We start from the raw sequence: 24,334 nt of genomic DNA, 5'->3' as shown, positions 1-24,334 counted from the left end.
TATTGTCAGGCTGCCAATGGCTCGAGATTGGCTTGGATCTGATCCCGGAACGCCTCATATCGGCTCGGCAGCTTGAGTGCTTCTCCGAGATGCGCGGTGTCCTCGTCGCGATTGAAACCAGGCTCGTTCGTGGCGACCTCGAACAGGATACCGCCCGGCGTGCGAAAGTAGATGGCCCAGAAATAATCGCGGTCGATAACAGGGGTGACCTGGTAACCTGTGTCCATCAACGCCTTGCGCACATCGAGCTGCTTCTCGCGATTATCGACGGCAAAGGCAACATGATGAACCGAACCCGCACCCTGTCGGGCAAACGCCGTCTTCGGCAGCGCTTCGAGATCGATCGTATCTGCTCCGTTTCCGCCCGGAACGATAAATCGGGTCACGTCACCTTGTTTCCCGGCGCGCTGATAGCCCATGAAGCCGAGCAGCTCCTCGGTTGCTGCGGTATCATGGAGGCTGAGGCGTGCGCCGGCGAAACCGCGGATGGCCGCATCGCTCGGGACGCCGTCGGCAAGCCATGGGGCGCGGGTGTCGTCAGCAGACTCGATCAGCGCCAGGCGGTCGCCGTCAGGCCCCATGAAGCGAAGTCGGTTGGCGCCGAAGACGGTATCCGTTTCCAGCCCGTCGACTCCCTGGGCGGTGAAGCGATCCTGCCAGAATTTCAGCGCACCCTCTGGCACGGAGAACTGTGTTTCGCCGACCTCGCCCACCCCGGGACGGCCCAGCATCATGTTCTGGAACGGAAAATACGTCATGACTGTCCCCGCCGAGCCGTTCTCGTCACCATAATACAGATGGTAGACGCTCGGATCGTCGAAGTTGACCGTCTGCTTCACGCGGCGCAGGCCAAGCGTGTCAGTGAAGAAGCGGTTGTTCTCCCGCGCATCCGAAGCCATCGAGGTTACGTGATGCAGTCCTTTGATATCCTTGATCATGTCGAAGCCTTTCAATGGGCGTTGGGTTCAAGTGTTGAAGTGAATGTAGCCAGCTTGAACGCCAACTAAAATTGCAATATTCCTTGTGAGTGAGTTGCAATTATTGAAACAATGACATGAATGATTACAAAGCTCTCCGGACCTTCCTCCTCGCCGCCGAGAAGCGGAATTTCGCCCAGGTCGCCCGCGAACTGGATATGACACCCGCAGCCGTTACGCGTGCGATCGCAGCACTTGAGGCCGAACTCGGCGTGCAGCTCTTCGTGCGCACTACGAGGCAGGTGTCGCTGACGACAGATGGCGCGATCTTCGCCGCACAGATCCAGCCCGCGGTGAAGACCCTTGAAGACGCGCGGCGCGAGGTGATGAATGCCCACAAGGCCGACGAAGGACGCCTGCGGATCAGCGCGCCGACATGGTTCGGCAAGACGGTACTGCCGCCGATCCTGTCGGGATTCAAGGAACGCTACCCGAAGATGAGCTTCGAGATTTCCCTGTCCGACGGACTCGTAGACATCGTCGACGACGACTACGACCTGGCGATCCGCATCTCGTCGCAGCCCTCGGACAAGTTCACGATCTGGAGAAAAATCCGGGTGGTGCCGCGCATCCTGGTCGCGGCGCCGGGCAGCCGATTCGCCGATATGGAGCATCCCAACCAGTTGAAGCCAGACGACTGCCTCGCCTATAGCGGTGAAAGCCGGCGTGAGAACTGGGTTCTGTCGGATGGCGGGTCGAGCATGACGATATCAGCTGGTCAGGCGTTCAGCGCCAACAGCGGCGAAGTTCTGGCGGACATGGCCGCCGATGGTGCGGGCGTTGCCCTGCTGCCAGGCTTCAATATCGCCGACCACATTCGAAGCGGCCGTCTGATCCACATCTTCAAAGGATGGGCGCCGCCGGACCTGTGGCTGACACTGTTCTATCCACCCTATCAGGCGCTGCCACCGCGCATCGCATCATTCTCGAAGTTCTTCGAAGAGCAGGTTACGGCCCATATGGTGATGCTGGAGTAACGCGTTCCTTTAGATCTTCAAGTGCCTGAAGACTGCCTTCAGGCTCGACGTAACGCGCGCAGCTTGGCGGCGACCATTTCCTGGAGCTGCCACAGGTTTCGATCGTAAATGTTGCAACCCGCCAGATCTTGTTCGAAGATGAGCCGCCGATCAGTTTGGCTGAGGTGGGTGAGCGGGGACACGATCCGGGAGTATCCGCCGCTTCTCGGCATGGAGGTTTCAGCAGCGCAATTGCCGCGAGAAGTGGATCGTGGCGACTCACTGAGCGGAACTTGAAGACCTGAAGGAACGCACCGGCGTATTTGTTGACGGCTGCATATTGCTCGGCTGCTACGGTCAACGGCGGTACCTCGTAGTCGTCGACCATCGACTCAAGCTCAGGTTTCATCCGAAGCAGCCGTGTCATCGCCCGACTCCATCCACGACCGCGCGGAGCGTTGTCGAATCGGGCCGGACAGAGAAATCAAAGCTCGCGCATGTCGTTGGCAATCCACAGAGATCGAATGCCGCAATCCGAGCTACGGCCTTGTTCTTGCTCTTTCGGCCTTATCGTACGATTTCGAACTGCTCTTGTTCCGACACCTATTCGTCTTTATCGCGATGCTCGCGCAAGAACCCCCGGCTCCGCCAGAACGCCTCTACTTCTTGCGCCGTGACATAATCCTCGGATTCCGGTGCGCACGGCTCCTCCTCATCGGGGTAACCCGCCACCAGAAAGTCTTCGGCCTCGAGATAGGCCTCTGCCTCGGGTCGAAGTTCGACCTCGAGAACGTGCACAGCAACCTCGTCGGAATATTCCTTGATCGGCTCGGCGTAGGAGTAGGTCGCCCACGGGAAGAGCCTGATCATGACATTATGCAGATTGTCGGCCCGAAGATGATAGTCGATCCGGATATCCGGCTCATCCCTCTCCGCTTCGCCGATATAGATCTGTAGGTTGGAAAAGATCGCTGTCGTATCACCCCACTCGTCCCACACGAAAAAAGTCGTCTGATCCCGAACCGCCTCCATAAGCTCTCGATCAAGGGCAAAGGCGGAGCGCATCAGCGACTCCTGATCGCTGGCAATGGCCTCGTCGAAACAGAGCTTGGCGTTGGCGTCCAACACGTTGGCTGCCGGAACAACCATCTCCCACCCCGACGCCCTTTCCGTGCAACTCTCTTTGTTGGCTCTTTGCCACCGCATCGTCCCGCTGCCGGCATCGACGATGACGACACAGACCGGCAACGAGTGCTTCGTCCAGTAATCGAGGTAACTGTTCTCGCCCCGATGGACATAATCGCTGCCGTCTTCAGACCACGATTGTATCAATCCGATCTGAAGGGGCAGGAACCTTCCGGTCGGCCGACCGCCATCAAGAATCTCGGCCCGCGCATCGATGCCGGCCTTCGAATCTGGCAGCCGGCGGAAAGACCATTTGAAATCTCGGACGAACACCTTTTCGACAGCATCGATTGCGATGCGTGTGGCGGGATCCACACGATGGCCGGGAAGCGCAATGTTACGGCGACGCCGAGGCGGCGGCCGCGCGATCCAATGCCAGGTGGTCTCAAGCAGCGCGAGTGCCGCCGCGGTCAGCGTGGTGATTGCGATGATTCCAGCCTGCAGAAGTTGAACCATAGAAACTGCCCGTCACGAAACGCGACCCTCCTCGTTCACATTTTCAAGCAGCCCGAGCAGGCCCTTAAGGATATCCGTCGGCGAGGGGGGCATCCTGGAATGTGCAGATCGACAGGTATAACCTTCGAGACCCCGCCGAGGACGGCATAGCTGCCCGAGAAGCAGCCTCCGTCGCGACCACAGTCCCCGAGGGCAACGACCCATTTGGGATCGGGCGTGGCGTTATAAGTCCGTTCGAGTGCCTGCGCCATGTTGCTGGTCACCGGGCCTGTAACAAGCAACACATCGGCATGCCGCGGCGAGGCAACGAAACGAAGACCAAAACGCTCGATATCGTAGAAGGCATTGCTGAGTGCATGCATTTCCAGCTCGCAGCCGTTGCAGGACCCGGCATCGACGGCGCGGATCGACAGGCTGCGTCCCAACCGTCGGCGCGCACTCCTTTCGACGGCGGCGGCGAGCTGTGTCATCGCAGCATCGGAAACCAGCGGTCTCGGTTCGGTCAGCGGCGGTCGGATGAGACTTTCGAAGAGGAGCTTGCGCATGACGAACTGCCTTCAGAGATCGTGACCGGAATAGGAGCAGTTGAACGATTTGTTGCAAAGAGGAAAATCCGCGACGATATTGCCTTCGACAGCGGCCTCCAGCAGTGGCCATTGAAACCAGGATGGATCGCGCAGATGACAGCGTTCGATCCTGCCCTCCTGGGTCAGCCGCAACCAGACCAGCACGTCGCCGCGAAAGCCTTCGACAAGCGCCATGCCCTCCCGGCCCTCGTTGATGACGGGAATATCCCTCATGATCGGACCATCCGGCAGCTTATCGAGGATCTGGCCCAGCAGTGAGAGGCTCTGCTCGACTTCGCGAATGCGGATCCAGACGCGGGCATTGACATCACCCTCGTTCAGCACCGGAATCTCGAATGAAAGCTGGTCGTAGGGCGGGTAGCGCAGGGCATCGCGTGCGTCGAAACCGCGCCCGGAGGCGCGCCCGACATAACCGCCGGCGCCGTATTGGCGGGCAAGCTCGCCTCGCAGCCTGCCGGTTCCAACCGTTCGATCCTGAAGCGAGGCCGTGTTGTCATAGAGTTCCACCAAAGCTGGCAATCTTCGGTGAATTTCATCTAGCAGGGTCTTCAGGCTGGCGCGTCCGTCTTCGCAGAGGTTGACGGCAACGCCGCCGGGGAGGATGCGGTCGCGCATCAACCGGTGGCCGAAGGCGGTATCGGCGGCACGAAGCACACGTTCGCGCAGCACGGCGCAATGGGCCAGCATCAACGGAAACGCGGCGTCGTTGCAGATGGCGCCAATGTCACCGAGATGGTTGGCGAGCCGTTCCAGTTCGGCCATCAAAGCCCGCAGCCACACCGCGCGGGGCGGGGCGACAACTCCGATCGCTGCCTCCGCCGCATGGACAAAGGCATAGGCAAAGGCGACCGTGCTGTCGCCGGACGTTCGCCCAGCGAGTTGTGTTCCGCGGAGCAGATCCGTGCCGATCATCAGCGCCTCGATCCCCTTGTGGACATATCCGAGACGTTCTTCGAGACGGACGACCGTTTCGCCGTTGGCCGTGAAACGAAAATGCCCCGGCTCGATGATGCCGGCATGCACCGGGCCGACCGGGATCTGATGCAGACCGTCACCCTCTGAACGCAGGAAGGTGTAGGGATCGGGCTCGGCCAGAGTTGCTGCCCGCTCGCCAAGCGGGTAGCGCAGATCCCAGCGTCCATGATCGAGCCATGGGCGGATGTCCGGCAGATCCCGTGGCTCCAACCCGGTAAGGTCGCGAATCGCCCGCTCCAGCCTCAGCGCGGGCGGATGATGTCGTGCAACGGAGGGATAGCCATCCGCCAGTCCTTCAAGGCTGATGACAGCGATCGTGCCGGCGGGTTCATCGAGGAGGGCCATGTAAACCGCGTGCGCTTCTCCCCAAAGGCCGAGCAAGGTGAAACGCCCTTCTGCGAGCTCCAGTGCCGTCGATGTCCATGCCGCTGGATCGAGGACAGCGCGCGGCCACGGCGCATGATGTTGAACCGCCCGCCCCTGCTCAATCAGATCGCTTAGCGCCGACATCTTTTCCCCCGCATCATCGAAGAAGATTGGCAATATGCTGGAACCAGGCGACCAGCGGCGGCGGCAGATAGATGCCGGCGACGAGCACCAGCGCGAGATGAGCATACATCGGCAGGTACGACACCTGGGCCGGCGCCGGGTTGCCGCGCGGCTGGCCGAACACGGCCCCTGTCAGCCTGAGCAGCAGAGCACCAAAGGCGATCAGCAACCCGAAGACCAGCGGAATTGCCAGCAGCGGCTGCCTGGCGAAGGTCGAGCTGACGATCAGAAACTCGCTCATGAATATGCCCGCCGGCGGCAGGCCGGCGATGGCGATGACCGCGGTGAGCAGACCCCAGCCAAGCCCCGGATGCGTTTCGCTCAGGCCGCGGATGGCGGAGAGCCTCTGCGTGCCCTTAACCTGGACGATATGACCGACGGCAAAGAAGATCGCCGATTTGGTCAGCGAATGCATGACCATGTGCAGCAGCCCGGCAAAATTGGCGATCGGCCCGCCCAGGCCGAAGGCAAAGACAATGATGCCCATGTGCTCGATCGAGGAATAGGCGAACAGGCGCTTGATGTCCCGGCGACGGTAGAGCATGAAGGCGGCGAAGATCAGCGACGCGAGGCCCATCGTCATCATCAGCGGTCCGGGAGCAATCGCCTCTGGGCTGGCCGACAACAGCATCTTGAAGCGTAGCACGGCATAGAGCGCGACATTCAGGAGGAGGCCTGAAAGGACCGCCGAGATCGGCGTTGGCCCCTCGGCATGGGCATCCGGCAGCCAGGCATGCAGCGGTGCGAGACCGACCTTAGTGCCGTAGCCGAGCAACAGAAAGATGAACGCGACATTGAGGAGCGCCGGATCGAAGGCGGCGGCATGGTCGATCAGAATGGTCCAGACCATGGCGTCGTAACCTTCGCCCACCACCGGCTGCGCCGCCAGATAGACCAGAATGGTGCCGAAGAGCGCGAAGGCGATGCCGACGCTTCCCAGAATGAAATATTTCCAGGCGGCTTCGAGCGCTTCATGCGTGCGATAGAGGCCGACCATCAACACGGTCGTCAGCGTCGCAAGTTCGACGGCAACCCACATCAGGCCGATATTGTTCGACACGAATGCGAGATTCATACCGAACATCATGATCTGATACATGGCGTGGTAGAAGCGGATATTTGCCGGCGTCAGCCGCCCGGTCTCCAGTTCATGAGCGATATAGCTGGCGCTGAAGATACTGGTGGTGAAGCCGACGAAGGCGTTGAGGACGATGAAGACGATGTTGAGATCGTCGACGAGGAGATATTGTCCCGGTGCCGGGCGATCGGTGACGAACAGGCAAAGGGCGGCAAGCAGGGTCAGCAGGCTTGCAAGGACATTCAGTCGCGCCGTCGTCCGGTAGCCGGGCAGGAGCGCCAGAACGGCCGCCGCCGCGATCGGTATCACGAGGACAGCCATTACGGCATCGAAGGCCAGGACAGGGGAGAAAGCGTTCATTTTCGCTTCCTCCCCTTGAAATCATCGAGCGCTCGGACATCGACGGTGTCGAACCGCTCGCGGATGCGGAACAGGAAGACGCCGATGACGATAAAGGCGATGAGGATCGAGAAGGCGACACTAATCTCGACCACCAGCGGCATGCCCTTGGCGCCGGTTGCGGCAAGCACCAGTCCGTTTTCCAGTGACATGAACCCGACAACCTGGCTGACGGCATTGCGGCGGGTGACCATGATCAAAAGCCCGAGCAATAGCACCGACAAGGCAAAGGCGAGATCCTCCCGTGCCAGCGGATCCGCTTCCGGCGTCACCCGCAGCATCACGACCGTTGCCAGCGCGACAAGACCGATCCCAGCGAGCATGGTTGGGCCAATGCCGACAACGGTCTCGATCTCACGGTGGATGCCGAGCTGACGGATCATGCGATGGAGCACCACGGGGATGACGATGGCCTTGAAGACGAGGGCGAGTGCCGCGGTCACGTAAAGATGCGGCGCATCCTGGATGAAGGCCTGCCATGCCACCGACAGCGTCAGTATCAGCGAGTGCAGGGCAAAGACGTTGAGCAGCGCGTAAAGACGGTCCTGATAGAGCATCATCATGCTGACCAGCACCAGGCCGCCGGCGAGCATATGGGCTATGTCGAAGACCGGTCCGTCCATTAAAGACTCCTCGATACGAACCGCAGGAGGGTGGCGAGCAGCGCGAGCATGAGCGCTGCGCCGAGGAATTCGGGCACGCGGAACACCCGCATCTTGGCCGTTGCGGTTTCAAACAGCGCAAGCAGCGCTCCGCCGGCAGCAAGCTTGGCGAGGTAGGCGAGCAGACCGGCCAGATAGACGACAGGACCGGTCCCAATGACGGCCAGTTTCCACGGCGCAAAGATGCAGGCGATCAACGAGATGTAAAGCAATAGCTTAAGCGATGCCGCGAGCTCGATCATCGCGAGATGGCGCCCGGAATATTCGAGCACCATGGCTTCGTGCACCATGGTGAGCTCCAGATGGGTCGCAGGGTTGTCGACCGGAATACGGGCATTTTCGGCGATCGCGACCATGACGAGGGCAATCAGGGCGATCGCCAGTGAAACACGCAGGCCCACCTGTGATGACGTCATGAAGGCGGCGATGGACGAAAGCTGGGTAGAGCTGGCGATGAGAGCCAGGGTGAAGATGATGAGCAGCATCGAGGGCTCGGCGAGCGTCGCGATCATCACCTCGCGGCTGGATCCAATGCCGCCGAAGCTGGTGCCGACATCCATGCCGGCAAGCGTCAGAAAGAAACGGGCGCTGCCAAGCAGCGCGACGATGGCGATCAGGTCCGCGGTCCAGCTGAAGATGAGGCCGGTGGCGAAGGTGGGGATGGTGGCGGCTGCGACCCACGTGACGGCGAAAACCAGATAGGGCGTCACCCTAAACAGCCAGGAAGCATTTTCGGCGAGCACCACTTCCTTGCGCAGAAGACGCAGGAGGTCACGATATGGCTGGATCACAGAAGGCCCGCGCCGACGCAACAACCGCGCCTTGACCAGGCGTATAAAGCCTGTCAGCAGCGGCGCGAGCAGCACGACGAGCGCCATCTGGAATGCCTGGATGAAAAGAGCCGAGATCAGGACCATAGCGCCAGCACCAGAAGCAGGAAGACGAGCGCGAGAAACACCAGGCTGAGATAACGCCGGATCGTGAGAAACTGCAGGTGGTTGAGCTTCTCGGCCACAAATCCGACGGCACCTGCGATCGGCAGGTAAAGCCCTTCCCAGATCAAATCATGTGTCTCGACGGCAAAATGCGCCGAACCGAGATCGCCGGGCGCTGGCATGTCGACCCGCTCGCGCGCCCTGAAGATCAGCGTGCCTAAAACGCGGCGGATCGGCTGGGCAAAGCTGCCAGCGCCATATTGCGTCGCCGGGCTGATCTCGGGAAAGCCGCAATCCCAGGCGGGCGCCCGGCGGAGCCGCCGTGACGCGAAGAGGTGGATCAGATAGGCCGTCAGCGACGCCGAGAAGATTGCGAAGGTGAAGACGAGAAGGCCGTTGTAGGAACTGCGGCTTTCGGCGATCGGTACGATCGAAAGCCACGGAATGTCTGTCTGCACCGGCATGCGCTCGCCGATCAACGATAGCGTCACGGGCGCGAGGCCGTCGATGACGACACCCGGCAAGACGCCGGCGACAAGGCAAAAAGCCGCCAGTACGGACATCGCCACCAGCGAGAAGCGGTCGACCTCTAGCGCCTGTTCAGCGACAATGGTTCGAGGACGGCCGAGGAAGGTGACGCCGAATGCTTTGACGAAACAGGCGACAGCCAGCGCTGCCGACAGGGCGAGCAAGCCGCCCACCGCCGGCACCAGGATCTTTGGGCCCCATTGCGGCAAAGCAGGGCTTTGCAGGATCGCCTGGAATGCCAACCATTCGGAAACGAAGCCGTTGAACGGCGGCAGGGCGGAGATCGCGACGCAGCCGATGAGGAAAAGGAAGCTGGTGACCGGCATGCGGTGGATGAGGCCGCCGAGCTTGTCCATGTCCCGCTCACCCGTTGCCGTCAACACCGCGCCGGCCCCGAAGAAGAGCAGGCTCTTGAAGAAGGAGTGGTTGAGAACGTGGAACAGCGCGGCCGTCAGTGCCAACGCGGCCGCCAGACCCATGCCGTTCGCCTTGAAGGCGAGCGCCAGTCCGAGGCCGACGAATATCACGCCGATATTCTCGATCGTGCTGTAGGCCAGCAGGCGTTTGAGATCGCTCTCCATCATCGCATGCAGGATGCCCATTACAGCCGTGCCGGCGCCGAGCACAAGGACGATGACGCCCGACCACCATGTCGGCGCGTCGATCAGGTCGAAGACCACGCGGATGAAAGCATAGACCGCGACTTTGGTCATGACGCCGCTCATCAGAGCCGAAACGTGGCTTGGCGCGGCCGGATGTGCCAGCGGCAGCCAGACGTGCAACGGCGCGAGGCCGGCCTTGGAGCCGGCGCCGAGCAGCAGCAGGATGAGCACGAGACCAGTCGTAAATGGCGTATGGTCGGACATCCGCATGGCGGCAAAACCATAGCTTCCGTCAGCCCCGGCAAGCAGCCCGAAGGCAAGCAGCAGCGCGAGCGTACCGAAGCTCGCCATGACGATATAGAGATAGCCGGCCTTGCGGTTGCCAGCGTCGCGATGATGGGCCATCACCATCGCCCAGGACGCGAGCGACATGAACTCCCAGGAGATGAGGAAGTTGAAGGCGTCATCGGCCACGATCACAAGGTTCATGCCGGCGAGAAAAGCTGGAAAGAACGGCAGCACCCGATGCGGCGCATGTTCGTGACGGCCGTAACCGAGACCGTAGAGGCTGGAGAGCACGCCGCCGAGATTGACAATCACAAGGAACAGGGCCGCAAGCGCATCGATCCGAAAGTGGCTCCCGAGCCACGGCAGACCGAGAGGGAGGACAAGCGCCGACGCCTCGGCCGCAGGAAGAGCCTTGGCAAGACAGGTGAGCGAAATAACGAAAGCGACGGCGGAGAAAACCAGGCTTGCACCGTAGACGATGGGCGTGGACAAGGCCGAGCGGGCGATCAGCACGGCGAGCACAGCCGTCCCGAGCAGTGCGACCACACATGACAACAGGACGGAAACCGATGTCACGGGTCATCCCTCGCTGCGGGAAAGGGCTTTGATGGTTCCGTCGTTCCGCTCTTTGGTGGCTTGATTTTCACCCTGAGCCTGACCCCTCGCCCGCCATCCGTGCTGACGGCTCCCTCGTTGATCACCTCGACACCGGCGCTTTCCAACGCCGCCAGCAAACGCATCAGGGTGTCGACATTGCCGCGCACGACATCGGCGCTTGCCTCCATGCGCTGAATTGTCGGGACAGAAATTCCCGCCAATTCGGCCAGTTGGCGCTGGTCGATACCAAGAAGGGCCCGGGCGGCCCGCATCTGAGCGGCAGTGATCACGATTGAAGTATCGCTTATCTTGCGCAGACTCTGACAATTGACACCTATGATGTGCCTATTGATGTCTGAAATCAATATACTGATGCGCCAGCATCGTTTTGACGAACCTGTTAAGCAAACGAGCCTCGGGAAGATTGGCGTCATCGGCGCAAACCTTCGACAGCCGTGGCCATCGGCGCGCTAACAGCTAGCTGGTGGTCGAGGCGGCCGTTGCCAACGACGCGTTGTGTAGCACGAAATAGATCAGCGAAGCTGGCCACGGAACAGGCGTGGTGGAAGCGCAACCGATACAACCATACGCCGATCCTGGCATCGATGGCCGAAAAAGCCGCAGCGGACGGATCTTTTCCAGGTCGCGCGCTTCCCATGAGGGCTGACGCCGCCGTCGAGGCCAAGTCTGCTTCCAGTCATACAAGATGACGGTCTCTATGACCGAGAGCGCGAAGCGGACGTTCAGCGAGCTAATCCTCCATTTCCGATTGGGCGCCATTGCGAAAGTGAGCGATGCTCGCCCTGATGGGATACGAACCGGTGTTCAGCGCGCAAGATTCTGCTTCACATCAATGACTTCCGACACATAAGAACGGAGGGCGATGGAGACCGGTGTTTTTGCATTTGATGACCTTACCTTCGAACGCCGTCCTTCGCACGAAGGCGGCGCTCTCCAGGCACGGCTTCGGCGTTTTGACGGAGATCGACGTCAAGGCGACGATGAAGAAGATCGATGCCGATGTCGACGATTACCTGATCCTTGGATCGTGCAATCCGCATATGGCGTATGAAGCCATGACGTTGGAGCCAAAGGTGGGAGCCATGCTGCCTTGCAATGTGATCGTGCGGTCACTTGGCGCTGGTGACGTGATGGTCAGTGCAGTCGACCCCGTGGAATCTATGCGGGCAATCGACAACGATAGTCTGGCTAAACTGGCAGAAAGCGTCCGTTCCAAGCTCTCCGAAGTGATCGCCGAAGTTTGAGTCTTTGTCCGAAAGCACCGCTTCGGCGAAGTGCAGACCGACTAGACTGCCGTCCCTACCAGTGCGCCGATTCCTGCTGTCAACGCCATGGCGAAGGCGCCCCAGAAAGTTACACGGACACTTGCCTTTACAACGTCGGCACGGCCTGCCTTCGCTCCGATGGCGCCGAGAAGCGCAAGGAAAATCAGCGATGCGATGGCAACCGAGTAGACCAGTGTCCCCAAGGGCGAAAGGATAACCATGAGCAGGGGCAAGGCCGCCCCGACGGCGAAAGTCACTGCCGAGGTCAGGGCGGCTTCGATCGGGCGCGCCGCCATATGTTCGACAATTCCAAGCTCGTCGCGCGCATGGGCCTCCAGCACATTTTTTTCCGTCAGTTGCACGGAGACCTGCCTTGCCAGATCGTAAGTGAGGCCTCGCAAGACATAAATATGGGTCAATTCATCAAGCTCCGCATCTGGCTGGCTCTGAAGCTCCAAACGTTCGCGAGCGAGATCGGCCGCCTCGGTGTCCGCCTGTGAGCTGACAGAGACGTATTCGCCCGCAGCCATCGACATGGCGCCTGCGACAAGGCCCGCTACGCCCGCCACCAGCACCTCTGATGTTCCCGCCGACGCCGAGGCGACACCCATGATAAGACTGGCGGTCGAGACGATGCCGTCGTTCGCACCTAGAACAGCCGCACGCAGCCAGCCAATACGGGCGACGAGATGGCTTTCGGAATGTACTCTGCTCATCCACTTACCTCGATCGCCGCAGACTCCTGCAGCCTTCCGCTATCTTGTGAAGGAAAACCCGGGCGCACTCAACAGAGATGAGACAACGAACTTCGGTTGATGCCGTCATCGACGCCGCGCATTCCAAGTCATCTTGGCGATCCCGGCTTCCAAGTCGGTTCCGCGGAGTCCAGAGGTGAAGAGGTGCGCGCGTGGTCAAAGACGAGCCGTCAGGTGACTGGTAAGCTCACACGCACCTCGATCCCCTCACCCTTCCCGCGACGAGGAGAGACGACGTCGACAGCGGCGCCCACGCGATCGGCAATTGCCTTGACGATGGCAAGCCCGACGCCGCTCCCAACGGTCTCGAGGTTGCCGCGCTCAAAGCGATGCATCAGCCGGTCCATCACCTCTGCAGGAAGGGTTATGCCATCATTGGCGACCGTAAATAGACCTCGCTCGTCGAGGGTAACCTCGACTCGCCCTCCCGGTACTCCGTGTTTCAGCCCGTTTTCTATGAGATTGCGGGCAAGAATGCCAACTGCGTCGGGATCGAGCGACGACATCACGGGCCTTTCAGGCATTGTCAGGTCAATCCATCCCTGTCCGGCACGTTCGAACTCCTTTACGGTCATTTGCACGACTTCCCTCAGATCCGATGGCTCGTCGGCGCGCAATCGTCCACCCTCGGCGCGTGCGAGCTGCATCAGCTTTTCCGCCATGCGCATCAGGCGCTTGAGTGACATTTCAATTTCCTTGGTGCGTTGCGCCGTCTGCTCCTCTTTCGTCTCCGATCGAATGCGCTGGGCTTGGGCGATCGCGCCGGCAACGGGCGTGCGAAGTTCATGCGCTACGTTCGCGGCGAAGGTTCGCTCAGCGTCGAATGCAGCTTTCAACCGGGCAAGTAGCTGATTAATCCCCGCCGAGATCGGCAGCAGTTCACGCGGCATACCGGTTGCGATCAATGGCGAAAGGTCTTGCGCCCCGCGACGGGCAAGTCCTTCTTTGAGGTCGCGGACGGGACGCAGCGAGATCCGGACCGCCAAGAGGATCGCCACCAGGCTAAGTGGAATGACGATCAACAGCGGCAGCATCAGGCCGAGCAGCATCTTCTGCGACAGGTCCCGACGGCGATCCAGCGGTTCGGCCACAGCGATGATCAGGTTTTCGTCGGTACTTGCTGCATAATAGAGCCGGTGCGTGTCGGTGCGCGAAAATCCCTGCTTCTCGAAGGGAGGAAAGACCGAGGCGTCCGCTCCCTTGGAACCAGTCAGAATACGACCCTGCCTGTCACGCAGGACGAACGTCACAGCCTCCCCGTAGCGGGCTTCGCTTTCAGGCCGCGCACCGTGACCAGCGTCATCCGCCTCATCATCGTCGGACGTCCCGCGCCCGTCGTGTCCCTCGCGCAGGTCGTGGCGGGCAATCGGCAGGATGCGTTCGGCAGTGGCTTTCAGCCCGTCGTCGTAAACCTCTTCCATGTCTCGCCCGAGGCGATGTGCCGTAACAACGGCGGCAGCGAGCCACAGAATGGTGATTGAGACGCCGACCGCGATTGCCAGACGCGCCTGAAGCGAAGACAACATTCTCATTGCCGTCCCAGTCTATAGCCCAATCCGCGCTCTGTTTCGATCACCTGTGCCCCCAGCTTCTTGCGCAACCGGCTCACATGAACCTCAATGGCATTGCTGTCCACCTCCTGGTCGAACGAATAGAGCCGTTCCTCGAGCTGCGTCTTGGAAAGCAACTGACCGGGACGCTGGACGAAGGCCTCGAACAGCACCCATTCCCGTGCCGTCAGGACGACGGGTCTGCCGTTCAGTCTAACACTGCGTGCGGCCAGATCGATCTCCAATGGTCCGAGCGTGACGATCGGGTTCGGGTTGCCCGTATAGCGACGCGCGACAGAACCGATACGTGCGGAAAGTTCGTCTAGATCGAAGGGCTTGACCATGTAGTCGTCCGCGCCGGCGTTCAGACCGGATATCCGGTCGGAAACCTGATCCAGCGCCGTCAGTATGATCACGGGCGTCGCGTTCCCGCGTGCCCTCAAGGCCTTAAGGAAGGGAATGCCGAGGCCGTCGGGCAACATCAGGTCGAGGAGGACGAGATCGTAGGCGGCAGAGACGAACGCGTCGCCCGCCTCGTCGAGGCGGCTCATCCAATCGACGGAATGACCATCCGCGGCGATCTGGTCGCGGATGGCCGTCCCCAGTGCCCTATCGTCCTCAATCAGCAGAACCCTCATGCAGGATTTCTCCATTCGTCGCCTCTGTAGTCCATCCGCCAGCTTACAGGAAGCTGAAGCAAAGTCTCGGCGTCCGTCAGGTGGCGGTCAGTCTGCGGCCTGAATTATCGGTGCGACAACGAGAGGAACCAATGATGAAGACCGGCATCCTGCCAACCGTGACCCTTGCGATCATGGCGGCAACATCTGCCCAGGCAAGGGAACACTGCGAAGCTCCGATCCGTGACTGGAAAGGACGCGAGGCGGTTCGTGCGCTTGCCGAGGAGCGCGGCTGGACGCTGGGACGCATCAAGATCGATGACGGCTGCTACGAAGTCTACGGGACGGATGAAACCGGACGCCGCTTCGAAGCGAAGATCGACCCCGCGACGCTCAATGTCATCGAAATCGAGGACCGCCGCAACCATCGGTGACCCTCGCTCTTGCCAATCCCAAAGGAGACACACCCATGAAACGCCGCAAACTTCTTCTTGGCGCGGTTGCCGGCACCAGCATTCTCGCCGCCTTCGCCAGCATGGCCTTACCCCTCGATCCACTGAGGCTCAGTGGCACCGACATCGTGAGGGCGGACTACCGCGAACATGAGGGCAAGGGCCACCGCGAGGGATATCACCGGCATGGCGACGGAGATGACCGCTACGCCGCTAACGACTGTCGCGGGCAAGGTGACGATGATGATGATAATGATAGCCGCGCTGAGTGCGGCGGTCGCAACGCTCCCATGCCCCAGAACGCGTCACCCCCGAGCAACAGCCTGTTCACGCCCGGCAGCAAGCCCCGCGCCCAGATGAACTGACCGTACCCGAAAAGGAGATGAACAATGAGGATGAAGTCCTTTCTGGCAATGCTGGCAGTCACCACGGCACTAACAATGCCCGGTCTTGCACTCGCAAGCGAAGTGACTTTCGCCACCAACATGCGCAACTATGGTGGAGATGGAGCCTATCTTGCCTATTACGTGACCGATGCGCAGGGCAAATATGTCGGCAGCCTGTGGATGGCAGGAGGCAAGGCGCGCTACTACCAGCATCTGAGCGGCTGGTATCGGGCCACAGGTGGCGACTCTGGCGAAATCAACGGCATTACCGGAGCAAGCGTCGGTTCCGGCCGCTCGCTCAAGATCACACTCGACCTTGCCGATACCCTCTTTGATGCCGGCTACAAACTGCACATCGACTCCGCCGTCGAAGACATGCGCGAGAGCGCCAACGAAATCGTCGTGCCGCTAACCTCGGCCGGATCGGGCCAAGCGGCTGCTGGCAGCCGCTACATCGCCGACTTCACCTATACGCGCTAATCTGCAAGGAAAATTGCCATGATCCGGTCGCTCCACCGCTGGTTTGGGCTGATCGCCGCTGCGCTTATCACCGTTATCGCCGCGAGCGGTACGGCACTCTCCGTCTTCCCGGCCATTGAGGGGCTCTCCACGCCCGTGGCTCAGGACCTAAGTGTCGCGGAACTCACGGCACGGATCCAGTCAACGGAACCCTCAGTAGAACAGATCAAGCGCGCACCGTCCGGCCGGATCACGGCATATTATTTCGACGGCGACCAGCCGGCATCTGCTATTATCGATCCGGCAACCGGCTCGCCCACTGGCAGCGCTGACGCGTCGGCGGTCGAGCGTTGGCTCACAAATCTTCATCGCGCGCTTCTCCTCGACGATAGCGGCCGCCTCATCGTCGCCAGCGGCGCGGCAGCCCTGGCGGCACTCAACCTGTCCGGCCTTTTCCTGCTGGCGCGCCGCGCCGGCGGCTGGCGCCATATCTTGAAACCCGCAAAAGGCGTGGGCGACAGACGCTTTCATGCCGCTATCTCGCGGCTTGCGCTGCCCGGCCTGCTTCTGTCATCGCTGAGCGCGCTCTGGATGACTGCCTCAACATTCGGTTATCTGCCCGCGGGTGCCGGCGCTCCGCCCTTCCCATCGCAGGTCAGCGGAGCTGTGGGCGCTCAAGTCGCCTCCATACCCCTTCTGCAGGAAACCCCGATCGACACGCTTCGCACCCTCAGCTTTCCGGCTGCCGGCGATGCGAGCGACGTGTTTACCCTGAAGACGGCTGCTGGCGAAGGCTATATCGACCAGGGCACCGGCAAACTGCTCGCCTGGAAGGATTCGAACCAGGTCGATCGCCTGACAGACGTCATCACCATGCTGCACACCGGCCAGGGGATGGCGTGGCTCGGCCTGCTTCTCGGTGTTTCCGCACTTGCCGTTCCTGTCCTCAGCTGGACCGGTCTCGCCGCCTGGTCCAAGTCGCGTGGCGGGAAGAAGAGCGGTTCCGAGGCCGATACCGTCATCCTGGTCGGCAGCGAGGGCGGCACGACCTGGGGCTTTGCCGAAACGCTGAGAAGATCGCTTTCGGAGCATGGTATGCGTGTCCATGTCGGTCCAATGTCGAGCTTCGAACCCGCACGCTGGCCCATCGCGCAACGGCTCATCCTTCTTGCCGCCACCTACGGCAACGGCGAAGCCCCGGTGTCCGCGCAAGGTTTTCTGGAGCGCTTTCAGCGCGCGCCTGCAGACAAAGCGCTTTCGCTTGCGGTTCTGGGCTTCGGCGACCGCAGCTTCCCCGCCTATTGCGGTTACGCAGCCGACATCGCGCGGCTGGCGGAAAAGAGGGGCTGGGATAGGCTACTGCCCTACGACACGGTCGACCGCCAGTCGTCACAGGATTTTTCCCGCTGGGGCCGTGATCTCGCGCAGATCCTCGGACTCAGCTTCGAGCTCGACCACCTCCCCACCAGACCGAAGACCTGGGAGCTTTCACTGGTCTCGCGGCGCGACTACGGCACAAGCGTTCAGGCGACGACCGTGATTTTGCGCTTCACCCCGCCGAGGGTGCCCTTGTGGCAGCGTCTGGCCGGCAACGCATTCCCCCGGTTCGAAGCCGGGGACCTGGTCGGCATCCTGCCGGAAGGATCGGAAGTGCCGCGCTTCTACTCGCTCGCTTCTGGCACGAAGGACGGGTTCCTCGAAATCTGCGTCCGCAAGCAGGCAGGCGGCCTCTGCTCCGGACAGCTGACAGCTCTGGAACCCGGGCAGACGGTGACGGCCTTCGTTCGTTCCAATCCGAGCTTTCGGCCTTTACGCAGCGGCAGACCGATCATCCTGATCGGGGCGGGCACCGGTATCGGACCTCTTGCGGGATTTGCTCGCGCGAATACGGCCCGCCAGCCCATGTATCTTTATTTCGGAACACGTCATCCGGCGAGCGATGCTCTCTATGCGGAGGAATTGGCGGGCTGGAAGGAGGACGGCCGGCTGGCAGGTGTGTCAACGGCCTTCTCGCGCACTGCAAATCCGGCCTACGTCCAGGACATCCTGCACAAGGATGCCGCCAGGATCGGTAGACTCATTACGGCAGGCGGCCATATTCTCGTCTGCGGCGGCCGCGACATGGCGGCAGGCGTTGCCGCCGCTCTCGCCGATATTCTGATACCGCAAGGGGTAAGTCTTGCAACGCTCAAGGCGGAGGGTCGCTATGCCGAAGACGTTTACTGATCTCGCCCGCCATGCCCTAAACGGTCCCACCATGGGTACGCGCTGGTCCGCACTCTTTCACATGCCGGTCGACTTCGAAACCACAGAAGTCCACGCCGCTATGGCGGACGCCGTCGCAGAGGTCGACCGGCAGATGTCCATGTGGAAGCCCGAAAGCGATCTCAACCGCCTGAACGCCGCTTGCTCCGGCGAATGGGTCGCCCTTCCCGAGCACCTGATGAAGGTGCTCGGGATGGGTCTTGCCATCGGCAAAGCCTCGGGCGGAGCCTTCGACATCGGCATGGGCGACGCTGTCGCCGCCTGGGGTTTCGGAGTTGCAGAGATTGACGAAACGGCAATAAATCTTGCCCGCCTCGCAGGCCGCAAACCGACCCATGACATGCTGGAGCTCGATCCGGCCAATCAGCGAGCGTTCAAACATGCCGACATTCAAATTGACCTCAACGGCATCGCCAAGGGCTACGGTGTCGATCGGCTGGCGCAAACCGCAAGTCAGCACGGTGTAGAAGCGGGGCTTTTCGCGATCGATGGAGAGCTGCGCGCGCTCGGCAGGCAGCCGAATGGCAGAGGTTGGGCGATTGCGGTCGAGAAACCCGACCGTCACGAACGTGCGCCGCATTCCATCATCGAGCTTGAGGATGCAGCCGTCGCAACGTCCGGGGATTATCGCCATTGGGTAGATGTTGGCGGGTATCGCTTCTCACATACCATGGCCCCCCCTCTCGGCATGCCGCTCAAAAATCCGCCCGCCTCGGCGACGGTGGTCGCAGGCGATTGCGCGAGCGCCGATGGCTGGGCGACGGCAATGATGGTCCTTGGTGAGGCAGGTCTTTCATGCGCCGAACAAGCCGGCCTTTCCGTTTTTTTCCTGTCGCGGGATCGAATGAGATGTCGTGGATGCGGCATATTTAGGCATTGATCAGAAGCCGCGTTGGCGTTGATCAGGCGCAGCTGAAACGAGCGGGCGGAGGACATTCCTGATACTCTGTTGAAGCACATCTCACCGCTTAGTTGGCAGCATACTAACCTGACCAGCATAGACACCTGGGATGCGGAACATCACAACGGATTTCGATCCTTCCGGCTGGGCTGCGGCGTGCAGCATAAGTGCCGGGCCCGTTCGCCTTATCCTGCGATTTCGTACTCCTCCTGCTCCACCCCATCTCCGGCAAGGGGCATGGCGCGCCATCTCTTCAGCACAGGCAACGATTTTCATTCGGCTCGTGCATGCGAAATGACTCTTGAGAAATATCACGCTGTTTGTGATATTGTTATTTCTGATTGTTGCATTCCTCCCCCTATGCGATTTAGCCTATTAAAATAAGATGCTTGAACGGGTCCCGCCCGGGCTCTAGTTTCGAGGAGATGGCGGCGTTTCGATCGACCATCGATATGGGGGAATCTTGGATGGCTCGCATTACGCTTAGGCAACTGCTCGACCATGCTGCGGAGGAAGGCTACGGCGTTCCCGCTTTCAACATCAACAACATGGAGCAGGCGCTCGCCATCATGGAGGCCGCGGACGCGTGTCAGGCGCCGGTTATCATGCAGGCGTCGCGCGGAGCCCGCGCCTATGCCAATGACATCATGCTCAAGCATATGATGGATGCCGTCGTAGAAATCTATCCGCATATTCCGGTCTGCGTGCATCTTGATCACGGCAATGATCCGTCCAACTGCATGACGGCGATCCAGGCGGGCTTCACCTCGGTGATGATGGATGGTTCACTGAGGGCGGATGCCAAGACGCCCGCCGACTGGGCCTATAATGTCGGCGTCACCAAGATGGTGACTGATATGGCGCATTTCGGCGGCATCTCGGTTGAAGGCGAACTCGGCGTTCTCGGTTCTCTCGAGACCGGCATGGGCGAGGCCGAGGACGGCCACGGCGCCGAGGGCAAGCTTTCGCATGACCAGCTGCTGACCGATCCGGACGAAGCCGTGAAGTTCGTGCGCGAAACCAAGGTCGATGCGCTTGCCATCGCGATGGGCACATCGCACGGCGCCTACAAGTTCACCCGCAAGCCGGACGGTTCGGTACTGGCGATGAACGTCATCGAAGAAATTCACCGTAAGCTCCCGAACACACATCTCGTCATGCATGGCTCGTCCTCGGTTCCGATCGAACTGCAGGAGATCATCAACAAGTATGGCGGCCAGATGAAGCCGACATGGGGAGTGCCGGTCGAGGAAATCCAGCGCGGCATCAAGAACGGCGTTCGCAAGGTCAACATTGACACCGACGGCAGAATGGCGATGACCGGCCAGATCCGCCGCGTGCTGCAGGAGGACCCAAGCGAGTTCGATCCGCGCAAATATCTGAAACCGGCGATGGCGGCGCTGAGCAAGCTCTGCAAGGAGCGCTTCGAACAGTTCGGTACCGCCGGCATGGCGGGTCGCATCACGCCCCTTCCCGTTTCGGAAATGGCAAAGCGTTACAAGTCCGGTTCCCTCGATCCGGCTTTCTCTTGAAACTGGGTTAGCCCGACGCCGGTCGCAGTGTCTTTTCCGGCTCGCCGGCAACCTTGCCTGTCAGTGCTTGGCCGTGGAAGCGGCTCAGCTGGCTGATAACGTCCTGGATTTCGCTGGCCGTTCGTTCGGCATTCCAATCGAGCGCTGCCTCGGCAACGCCGGCGATTTCCCGCAGGCCTGCCAGCGTCAACTGGCCCTTGATCGCAAGCGTCGTGCGGCGCATCACGATGTCCGACAGGTGGACAACGATTTCGTTCCGGACGATCCAGTCGATCTCGCGGAGACTGTAACGCGGCGCACCCGTCAGGCGCTGCTCGTCGGTATAGCCTGACGCAGAAGAAAGCAGGACTGCGGCCGTCGTGCCGTAGCGGCCGAGCAGTTCGTCGGCACGCTCGGCGGCAACGCCGCTGCGTGACGCGGTATCCCTGATCCAGGCGCTACGTTGGTGGGCGTCAACCGGAAAGAGCTTTCCGCCGCCGATCGCCAGATAGCGTGTCGACTGGCTGCGGCTGCGCTGCAGCCGGGAGAGAACGGTGTCGGCGACCTCTTCCGCAAAGCCGCGAAACGTCGTCCACTTGCCTCCGACCAGCGAAATGATCGGAAACGGTCTGCCCTTCTCTGGCTCCTTTACCGGCGCTGAGTGATCGCGGCTGATCAGGCCCGGTGCGGCCGCATCCGATGCCGGCAGCGGGCGGATGCCGCTATAGCTGTAGACGATCTGATCGCGATCGAAGCGGAGCGTCGGAAGCAGCGAACGGACGCTTTCGAGGAAATACTCGGTTTCCGGCTCCTCGCAGCGGACATTGTCCGGATCGTTGGCTGGAATGTCGGTCGAACCGACCAGTGCCAGCCCGAGATAGTCGTAGACCAGGCAGATGCGGCCGTCGTCGGCCTCGAAATAGATCATGTGGCCGTTGAGGCTTCGCACCAACTCGGGATGGTCAAGCAGGATATGGGAACCCTTGGTGCCGCCGATCAGGTGCGATGGCGCGCCGAGCAAAGTGTTGACATGATCGATCCAAGGACCTGCCGCGTTGACGACCAGCTTGGGGGCAACGGTGACATCGCGACCATCCGGCTGCCGGAAGGTCAAACGCCCTTCTGAAACGGCAGCCAGTGTCGAGAAATTTGCCGCGAGGCTCCCCGCATTCGCATCGAGACCATCGCCCACAAGCTCATAGACCAGCCGCTCCGGCCTGCTGATCTTGGCATCGTAATAGATGCCGCCGGCGACGATGGCAGGGGTGACATGCGGCATCTCCTTGCGCGCCTGTTTCTTCAGGATCAGCCGGTGGCGCGGCATGACCTGGTCGCGTGAACCGAAGAAGTCGTAGAGCCGAAGCCCGATCTTGATGAGCACGGCTCCGCGGCTGCGTGGCGCCGTCTTCGACCCGAAGAGCGTCCTGATTGCTGCCCAGATACCGCGGGTCCAGGAAAAGACCGGAATGAAGGTCGGCAGCGGCTCGACGCAATGCGGTGCGTTTTTGAGCAGTAGGTTTCGCTCAAGCGTCGACTGCGCAACCAGTCCGAACTCACCCGTTTCCAGATATTTCAGGCCGCCGTGGATGAGCCGCGATGGTGCAGCGCTCGTGCCGGAACCAAAATCGGCCTTGTCGACGATCAGGCAATTGACACCCTGTAGTGAGAGGTCGCGGAACAAGCCGGCGCCGTTAATGCCCGCCCCGATGATCAAAACGTCGATATCGTTCTCGCCGAGGTTGGAGAAGCGCTGCTGCAAATCGGGGGTCATGCTCGTCGTCCTAAATTGCCCGCCGCGGCAGGCATTTGTCTTTTCAGTTTGCCGATTGTTCCGGCGCAAGCGCGGCAATCCTAGGCCAAAGGGGGATCATCGCGTCGGCAATGTCGCGGAACACCTGGTAACGCTTCTCATAATCCGCTCTGCGGGCCGCATCGGGCCGGCAAGTCTTTGCGATGGAGGCAGTGTCGCGCGGATCGCTTTGCGGATCGGCGAAGACCCCGACGCCCGACCCGGCGCAAAGCGCAGCACCCCAGGCGGCCGCCTCATCCGTCTCGGTTACCGTGACCGGCATGCCAAGCACATCGGCAAACATCTGCACGACGGCAGGATTGCGCGAGATGCCTCCGGCGAGCCGCGCCTGATCGAAGGCAAAGCCGTCGCGAAGCGCGTCGACATGAATGCGATGATTGAAAGCGATGCCCTCAAGCACGGCGCGCAGCATGTCGCCACGGTCGTGCCATCCACCGAGCCCAAAGAAGGCGGCGCTGGCCGCCGCACCATAGGGCGAGCCGAACAGATAGGGATGAAAGAGCGCGGTCGAGGGGCGCTCGAAGGCGGCCTCGATCTCGGGCGCCAGCAGGGCGTGGATCGAGTTGCCTTGCACCGCGCCATTCTTCCGTTCGGAAGCGCAAAGCGTGTCCAGAAACCAGTCGTAATTCGCTGTCGATGCCGGGGAAATCGACATGCTGTTCCAGATGCCGGGTGCAATGCCGTTGCGGCAGAACCAGCGCCGGTCGACACGCGGTTCCGACGAAAGCGTCTCGTTGATCGAATAGGTCCCGGCAATGACCGCGACAACGCCCTTCGCATAACCCCCTGCCCCGAGCGCCGGGGCCGTGACGTCGTGCAGACCGGCAACGACAGGCGTTCCCTCGGCAAGGCCCGTCAGCTGCGCGGCTTCACGGGTCACGCGTCCGACGATCTGGTCGGAGCGCGAGGCTGGTGGCAGGGCGTGGACGAGATCCTGCAAGCCAAACAGCCGCAGCGCATCCTCGCTGTAGTTCTGCGTCTTGACATTGGTGAAGGAGGTGCTCGCTTCGGTGCGGTCCGTACCGATGGTCCCGGTCAGGCAGAACCGCAGCCAGTCCTTGCAGCTGATGAAATGGCCGATGCGCTTGTGGCGCTCAGGCTCCATTTCGCGGATCCAGGCAAGTAATGCCGATGGCGCGGAAACGTGCGGGACCTGTCCCGTCAGCTCGATCGCCAGGTCGGCGACGTCGCTTTTCGTCCACCGGTCAACGATCGGCCCTGCCCGGCTGTCCAGCGAGAGAACGGCCCGGCCAAGCGGCTTCCGGGCGTGATCGAGCAAGTAGATGCCGTCTCCATGCGCGGTAGCGGCAATGCCCTCTATCTCGCTTGCCGGTCGCCCGCTGAGCGAAATCGCTTCGCGGATGGCATCGGCCGTCGCCTTCCACAATTCATCCATGTCGCGCTCGATATGGCGCGCCTTCGAAATGAACTGCGTGACGCGGCGCCGTGCGGCTGCAAGCGGCGTGCCGTCGATATCGAAGATGACCGCCTTGGTGACTGTCAAACCACTATCGATCCCGAGCAGTGTCGGCATTCACGTTTACCTCACGAGGGGCAACGGGCCCGCG

Annotated in this window: 21 protein-coding genes and 2 pseudogenes; 8 read left to right on the top strand and 15 right to left on the bottom strand. The window is 61.2% G+C overall.

Going from position 1 to position 24,334, the window contains the following annotated elements:
- Window positions 1-5: 5 nt before the first annotated feature.
- Window positions 6-938: a VOC family protein gene (locus ACS4RS_RS26040; RefSeq protein WP_439012930.1), complete on the bottom strand. Its 933-nt coding sequence runs from the start codon at window positions 936-938 to the stop codon at window positions 6-8.
- Between the two features lie 116 nt (window positions 939-1,054).
- On the opposite strand from ACS4RS_RS26040, the gene ACS4RS_RS26035 reads away from it, so the two are divergent.
- Window positions 1,055-1,954 carry a LysR substrate-binding domain-containing protein gene (locus ACS4RS_RS26035; protein WP_439012929.1) on the top strand — a complete coding sequence of 300 codons (900 nt, stop codon included), beginning with the start codon at window positions 1,055-1,057 and terminating at the stop codon, window positions 1,952-1,954.
- 124 nt (window positions 1,955-2,078) lie between these two features.
- Here the strand turns inward: ACS4RS_RS26035 and ACS4RS_RS26030 are convergent.
- The 9 genes and pseudogenes from ACS4RS_RS26030 to ACS4RS_RS25990 form a co-directional block, all read right to left on the bottom strand.
- Window positions 2,079-2,354: pseudogene (locus ACS4RS_RS26030) on the bottom strand (hypothetical protein); the annotation flags it as partial.
- 182 nt (window positions 2,355-2,536) lie between these two features.
- The gene (locus tag ACS4RS_RS26025; protein ID WP_439012928.1) at window positions 2,537-3,574 is read right to left on the bottom strand and encodes a DUF4365 domain-containing protein; all 1,038 of its coding nucleotides are present in this window, start codon (window positions 3,572-3,574) and stop codon (window positions 2,537-2,539) included.
- A gap of 12 nt (window positions 3,575-3,586) precedes the next feature.
- Window positions 3,587-4,119: pseudogene (locus ACS4RS_RS26020) on the bottom strand (NADH-quinone oxidoreductase subunit B family protein).
- A 12-nt stretch (window positions 4,120-4,131) separates the two neighbouring features.
- Complete coding sequence (locus tag ACS4RS_RS26015; protein WP_439012926.1) at window positions 4,132-5,646, bottom strand: NADH-quinone oxidoreductase subunit D-related protein; 1,515 nt, start codon at window positions 5,644-5,646, stop codon at window positions 4,132-4,134.
- A gap of 13 nt (window positions 5,647-5,659) precedes the next feature.
- Window positions 5,660-7,123, bottom strand: a complete 1,464-nt coding sequence (locus tag ACS4RS_RS26010) for a hydrogenase 4 subunit F (RefSeq protein ID WP_439012925.1) — start codon at window positions 7,121-7,123, stop codon at window positions 5,660-5,662.
- Window positions 7,120-7,785, bottom strand: a complete 666-nt coding sequence (locus tag ACS4RS_RS26005; RefSeq protein WP_439012924.1) for a hydrogenase-4 component E — start codon at window positions 7,783-7,785, stop codon at window positions 7,120-7,122. Before ACS4RS_RS26005 ends, ACS4RS_RS26010 begins: the two co-directional genes overlap by 4 nt.
- Window positions 7,785-8,741, bottom strand: a complete 957-nt coding sequence (locus ACS4RS_RS26000) for an NADH-quinone oxidoreductase subunit H (RefSeq protein WP_439012923.1) — start codon at window positions 8,739-8,741, stop codon at window positions 7,785-7,787. Before ACS4RS_RS26000 ends, ACS4RS_RS26005 begins: the two co-directional genes overlap by 1 nt.
- The gene (hyfB, locus tag ACS4RS_RS25995) at window positions 8,732-10,753 is read right to left on the bottom strand and encodes a hydrogenase 4 subunit B (RefSeq protein ID WP_439012922.1); all 2,022 of its coding nucleotides are present in this window, start codon (window positions 10,751-10,753) and stop codon (window positions 8,732-8,734) included. Before hyfB ends, ACS4RS_RS26000 begins: the two co-directional genes overlap by 10 nt.
- On the bottom strand, window positions 10,750-11,139 hold the full coding sequence (locus ACS4RS_RS25990) for a helix-turn-helix domain-containing protein (protein WP_439013267.1): 390 nt from the start codon (window positions 11,137-11,139) through the stop codon (window positions 10,750-10,752). Before ACS4RS_RS25990 ends, hyfB begins: the two co-directional genes overlap by 4 nt.
- A gap of 543 nt (window positions 11,140-11,682) precedes the next feature.
- Here ACS4RS_RS25990 and ACS4RS_RS25985 point away from each other — a divergent pair.
- Window positions 11,683-12,039 carry a DUF302 domain-containing protein gene (locus ACS4RS_RS25985; protein ID WP_439012921.1) on the top strand — a complete coding sequence of 119 codons (357 nt, stop codon included), beginning with the start codon at window positions 11,683-11,685 and terminating at the stop codon, window positions 12,037-12,039.
- Window positions 12,040-12,080: 41 nt separating this feature from the next.
- Here the strand turns inward: ACS4RS_RS25985 and ACS4RS_RS25980 are convergent, their stop codons facing one another.
- The 3 genes from ACS4RS_RS25980 to ACS4RS_RS25970 all read right to left on the bottom strand — a co-directional run bounded on the left by ACS4RS_RS25980 (window position 12,081) and on the right by ACS4RS_RS25970 (window position 15,003).
- A complete protein-coding gene (locus ACS4RS_RS25980) occupies window positions 12,081-12,776 on the bottom strand; it encodes a VIT1/CCC1 transporter family protein (protein WP_439012920.1) in 696 nt (231 codons plus the stop codon).
- A gap of 209 nt (window positions 12,777-12,985) precedes the next feature.
- On the bottom strand, window positions 12,986-14,347 hold the full coding sequence (locus tag ACS4RS_RS25975; RefSeq protein ID WP_449314085.1) for an ATP-binding protein: 1,362 nt from the start codon (window positions 14,345-14,347) through the stop codon (window positions 12,986-12,988).
- The gene (locus ACS4RS_RS25970; RefSeq protein ID WP_439012918.1) at window positions 14,344-15,003 is read right to left on the bottom strand and encodes a response regulator; all 660 of its coding nucleotides are present in this window, start codon (window positions 15,001-15,003) and stop codon (window positions 14,344-14,346) included. The genes ACS4RS_RS25975 and ACS4RS_RS25970 overlap by 4 nt, the downstream gene beginning before the upstream one ends.
- 131 nt (window positions 15,004-15,134) lie before the next feature.
- Here ACS4RS_RS25970 and ACS4RS_RS25965 point away from each other — a divergent pair, with 131 nt between their 5' ends.
- The 6 genes from ACS4RS_RS25965 to fba all read left to right on the top strand — a co-directional run bounded on the left by ACS4RS_RS25965 (window position 15,135) and on the right by fba (window position 20,977).
- Window positions 15,135-15,416 (top strand): PepSY domain-containing protein, encoded by a 282-nt coding sequence (locus ACS4RS_RS25965; RefSeq protein WP_449314084.1) that lies wholly within the window; start codon window positions 15,135-15,137, stop codon window positions 15,414-15,416.
- A gap of 35 nt (window positions 15,417-15,451) precedes the next feature.
- Window positions 15,452-15,799, top strand: coding sequence for a hypothetical protein (locus ACS4RS_RS25960; protein ID WP_439012916.1), 348 nt, complete (start codon window positions 15,452-15,454; stop codon window positions 15,797-15,799).
- A 30-nt stretch (window positions 15,800-15,829) separates the two neighbouring features.
- Window positions 15,830-16,300 (top strand): DUF2271 domain-containing protein, encoded by a 471-nt coding sequence (locus tag ACS4RS_RS25955; RefSeq protein ID WP_439013266.1) that lies wholly within the window; start codon window positions 15,830-15,832, stop codon window positions 16,298-16,300.
- An 18-nt stretch (window positions 16,301-16,318) separates the two neighbouring features.
- Window positions 16,319-18,505, top strand: coding sequence for a PepSY domain-containing protein (locus ACS4RS_RS25950; protein ID WP_439012915.1), 2,187 nt, complete (start codon window positions 16,319-16,321; stop codon window positions 18,503-18,505).
- Entirely contained in the window at window positions 18,486-19,424 is a 939-nt protein-coding gene (locus tag ACS4RS_RS25945; protein ID WP_439012914.1) for an FAD:protein FMN transferase, read from the top strand. Before ACS4RS_RS25950 ends, ACS4RS_RS25945 begins: the two co-directional genes overlap by 20 nt.
- A 488-nt stretch (window positions 19,425-19,912) precedes the next feature.
- Window positions 19,913-20,977 carry a class II fructose-bisphosphate aldolase gene (gene fba / locus ACS4RS_RS25940; protein ID WP_439012913.1) on the top strand — a complete coding sequence of 355 codons (1,065 nt, stop codon included), beginning with the start codon at window positions 19,913-19,915 and terminating at the stop codon, window positions 20,975-20,977.
- A 7-nt stretch (window positions 20,978-20,984) separates the two neighbouring features.
- Here fba and ACS4RS_RS25935 read toward each other — a convergent pair whose 3' ends face one another.
- Both ACS4RS_RS25935 and ACS4RS_RS25930 read right to left on the bottom strand, forming a co-directional pair.
- Window positions 20,985-22,727, bottom strand: a complete 1,743-nt coding sequence (locus tag ACS4RS_RS25935) for an FAD-dependent oxidoreductase (protein WP_439012912.1) — start codon at window positions 22,725-22,727, stop codon at window positions 20,985-20,987.
- Window positions 22,728-22,770: 43 nt separating this feature from the next.
- On the bottom strand, window positions 22,771-24,300 hold the full coding sequence (locus tag ACS4RS_RS25930) for an FGGY family carbohydrate kinase (protein WP_439012911.1): 1,530 nt from the start codon (window positions 24,298-24,300) through the stop codon (window positions 22,771-22,773).
- Between the last annotated feature and the right edge of the window lie 34 nt (window positions 24,301-24,334).

The organism is Rhizobium sp. F40D2 (assembly GCF_051810745.2).
Classification (GTDB): Bacteria; Pseudomonadota; Alphaproteobacteria; order Rhizobiales; family Rhizobiaceae; genus Rhizobium.
Note: the sequence above shows the minus strand (reverse complement) of the source record. Positions and strands in the feature narration are given on the sequence as shown.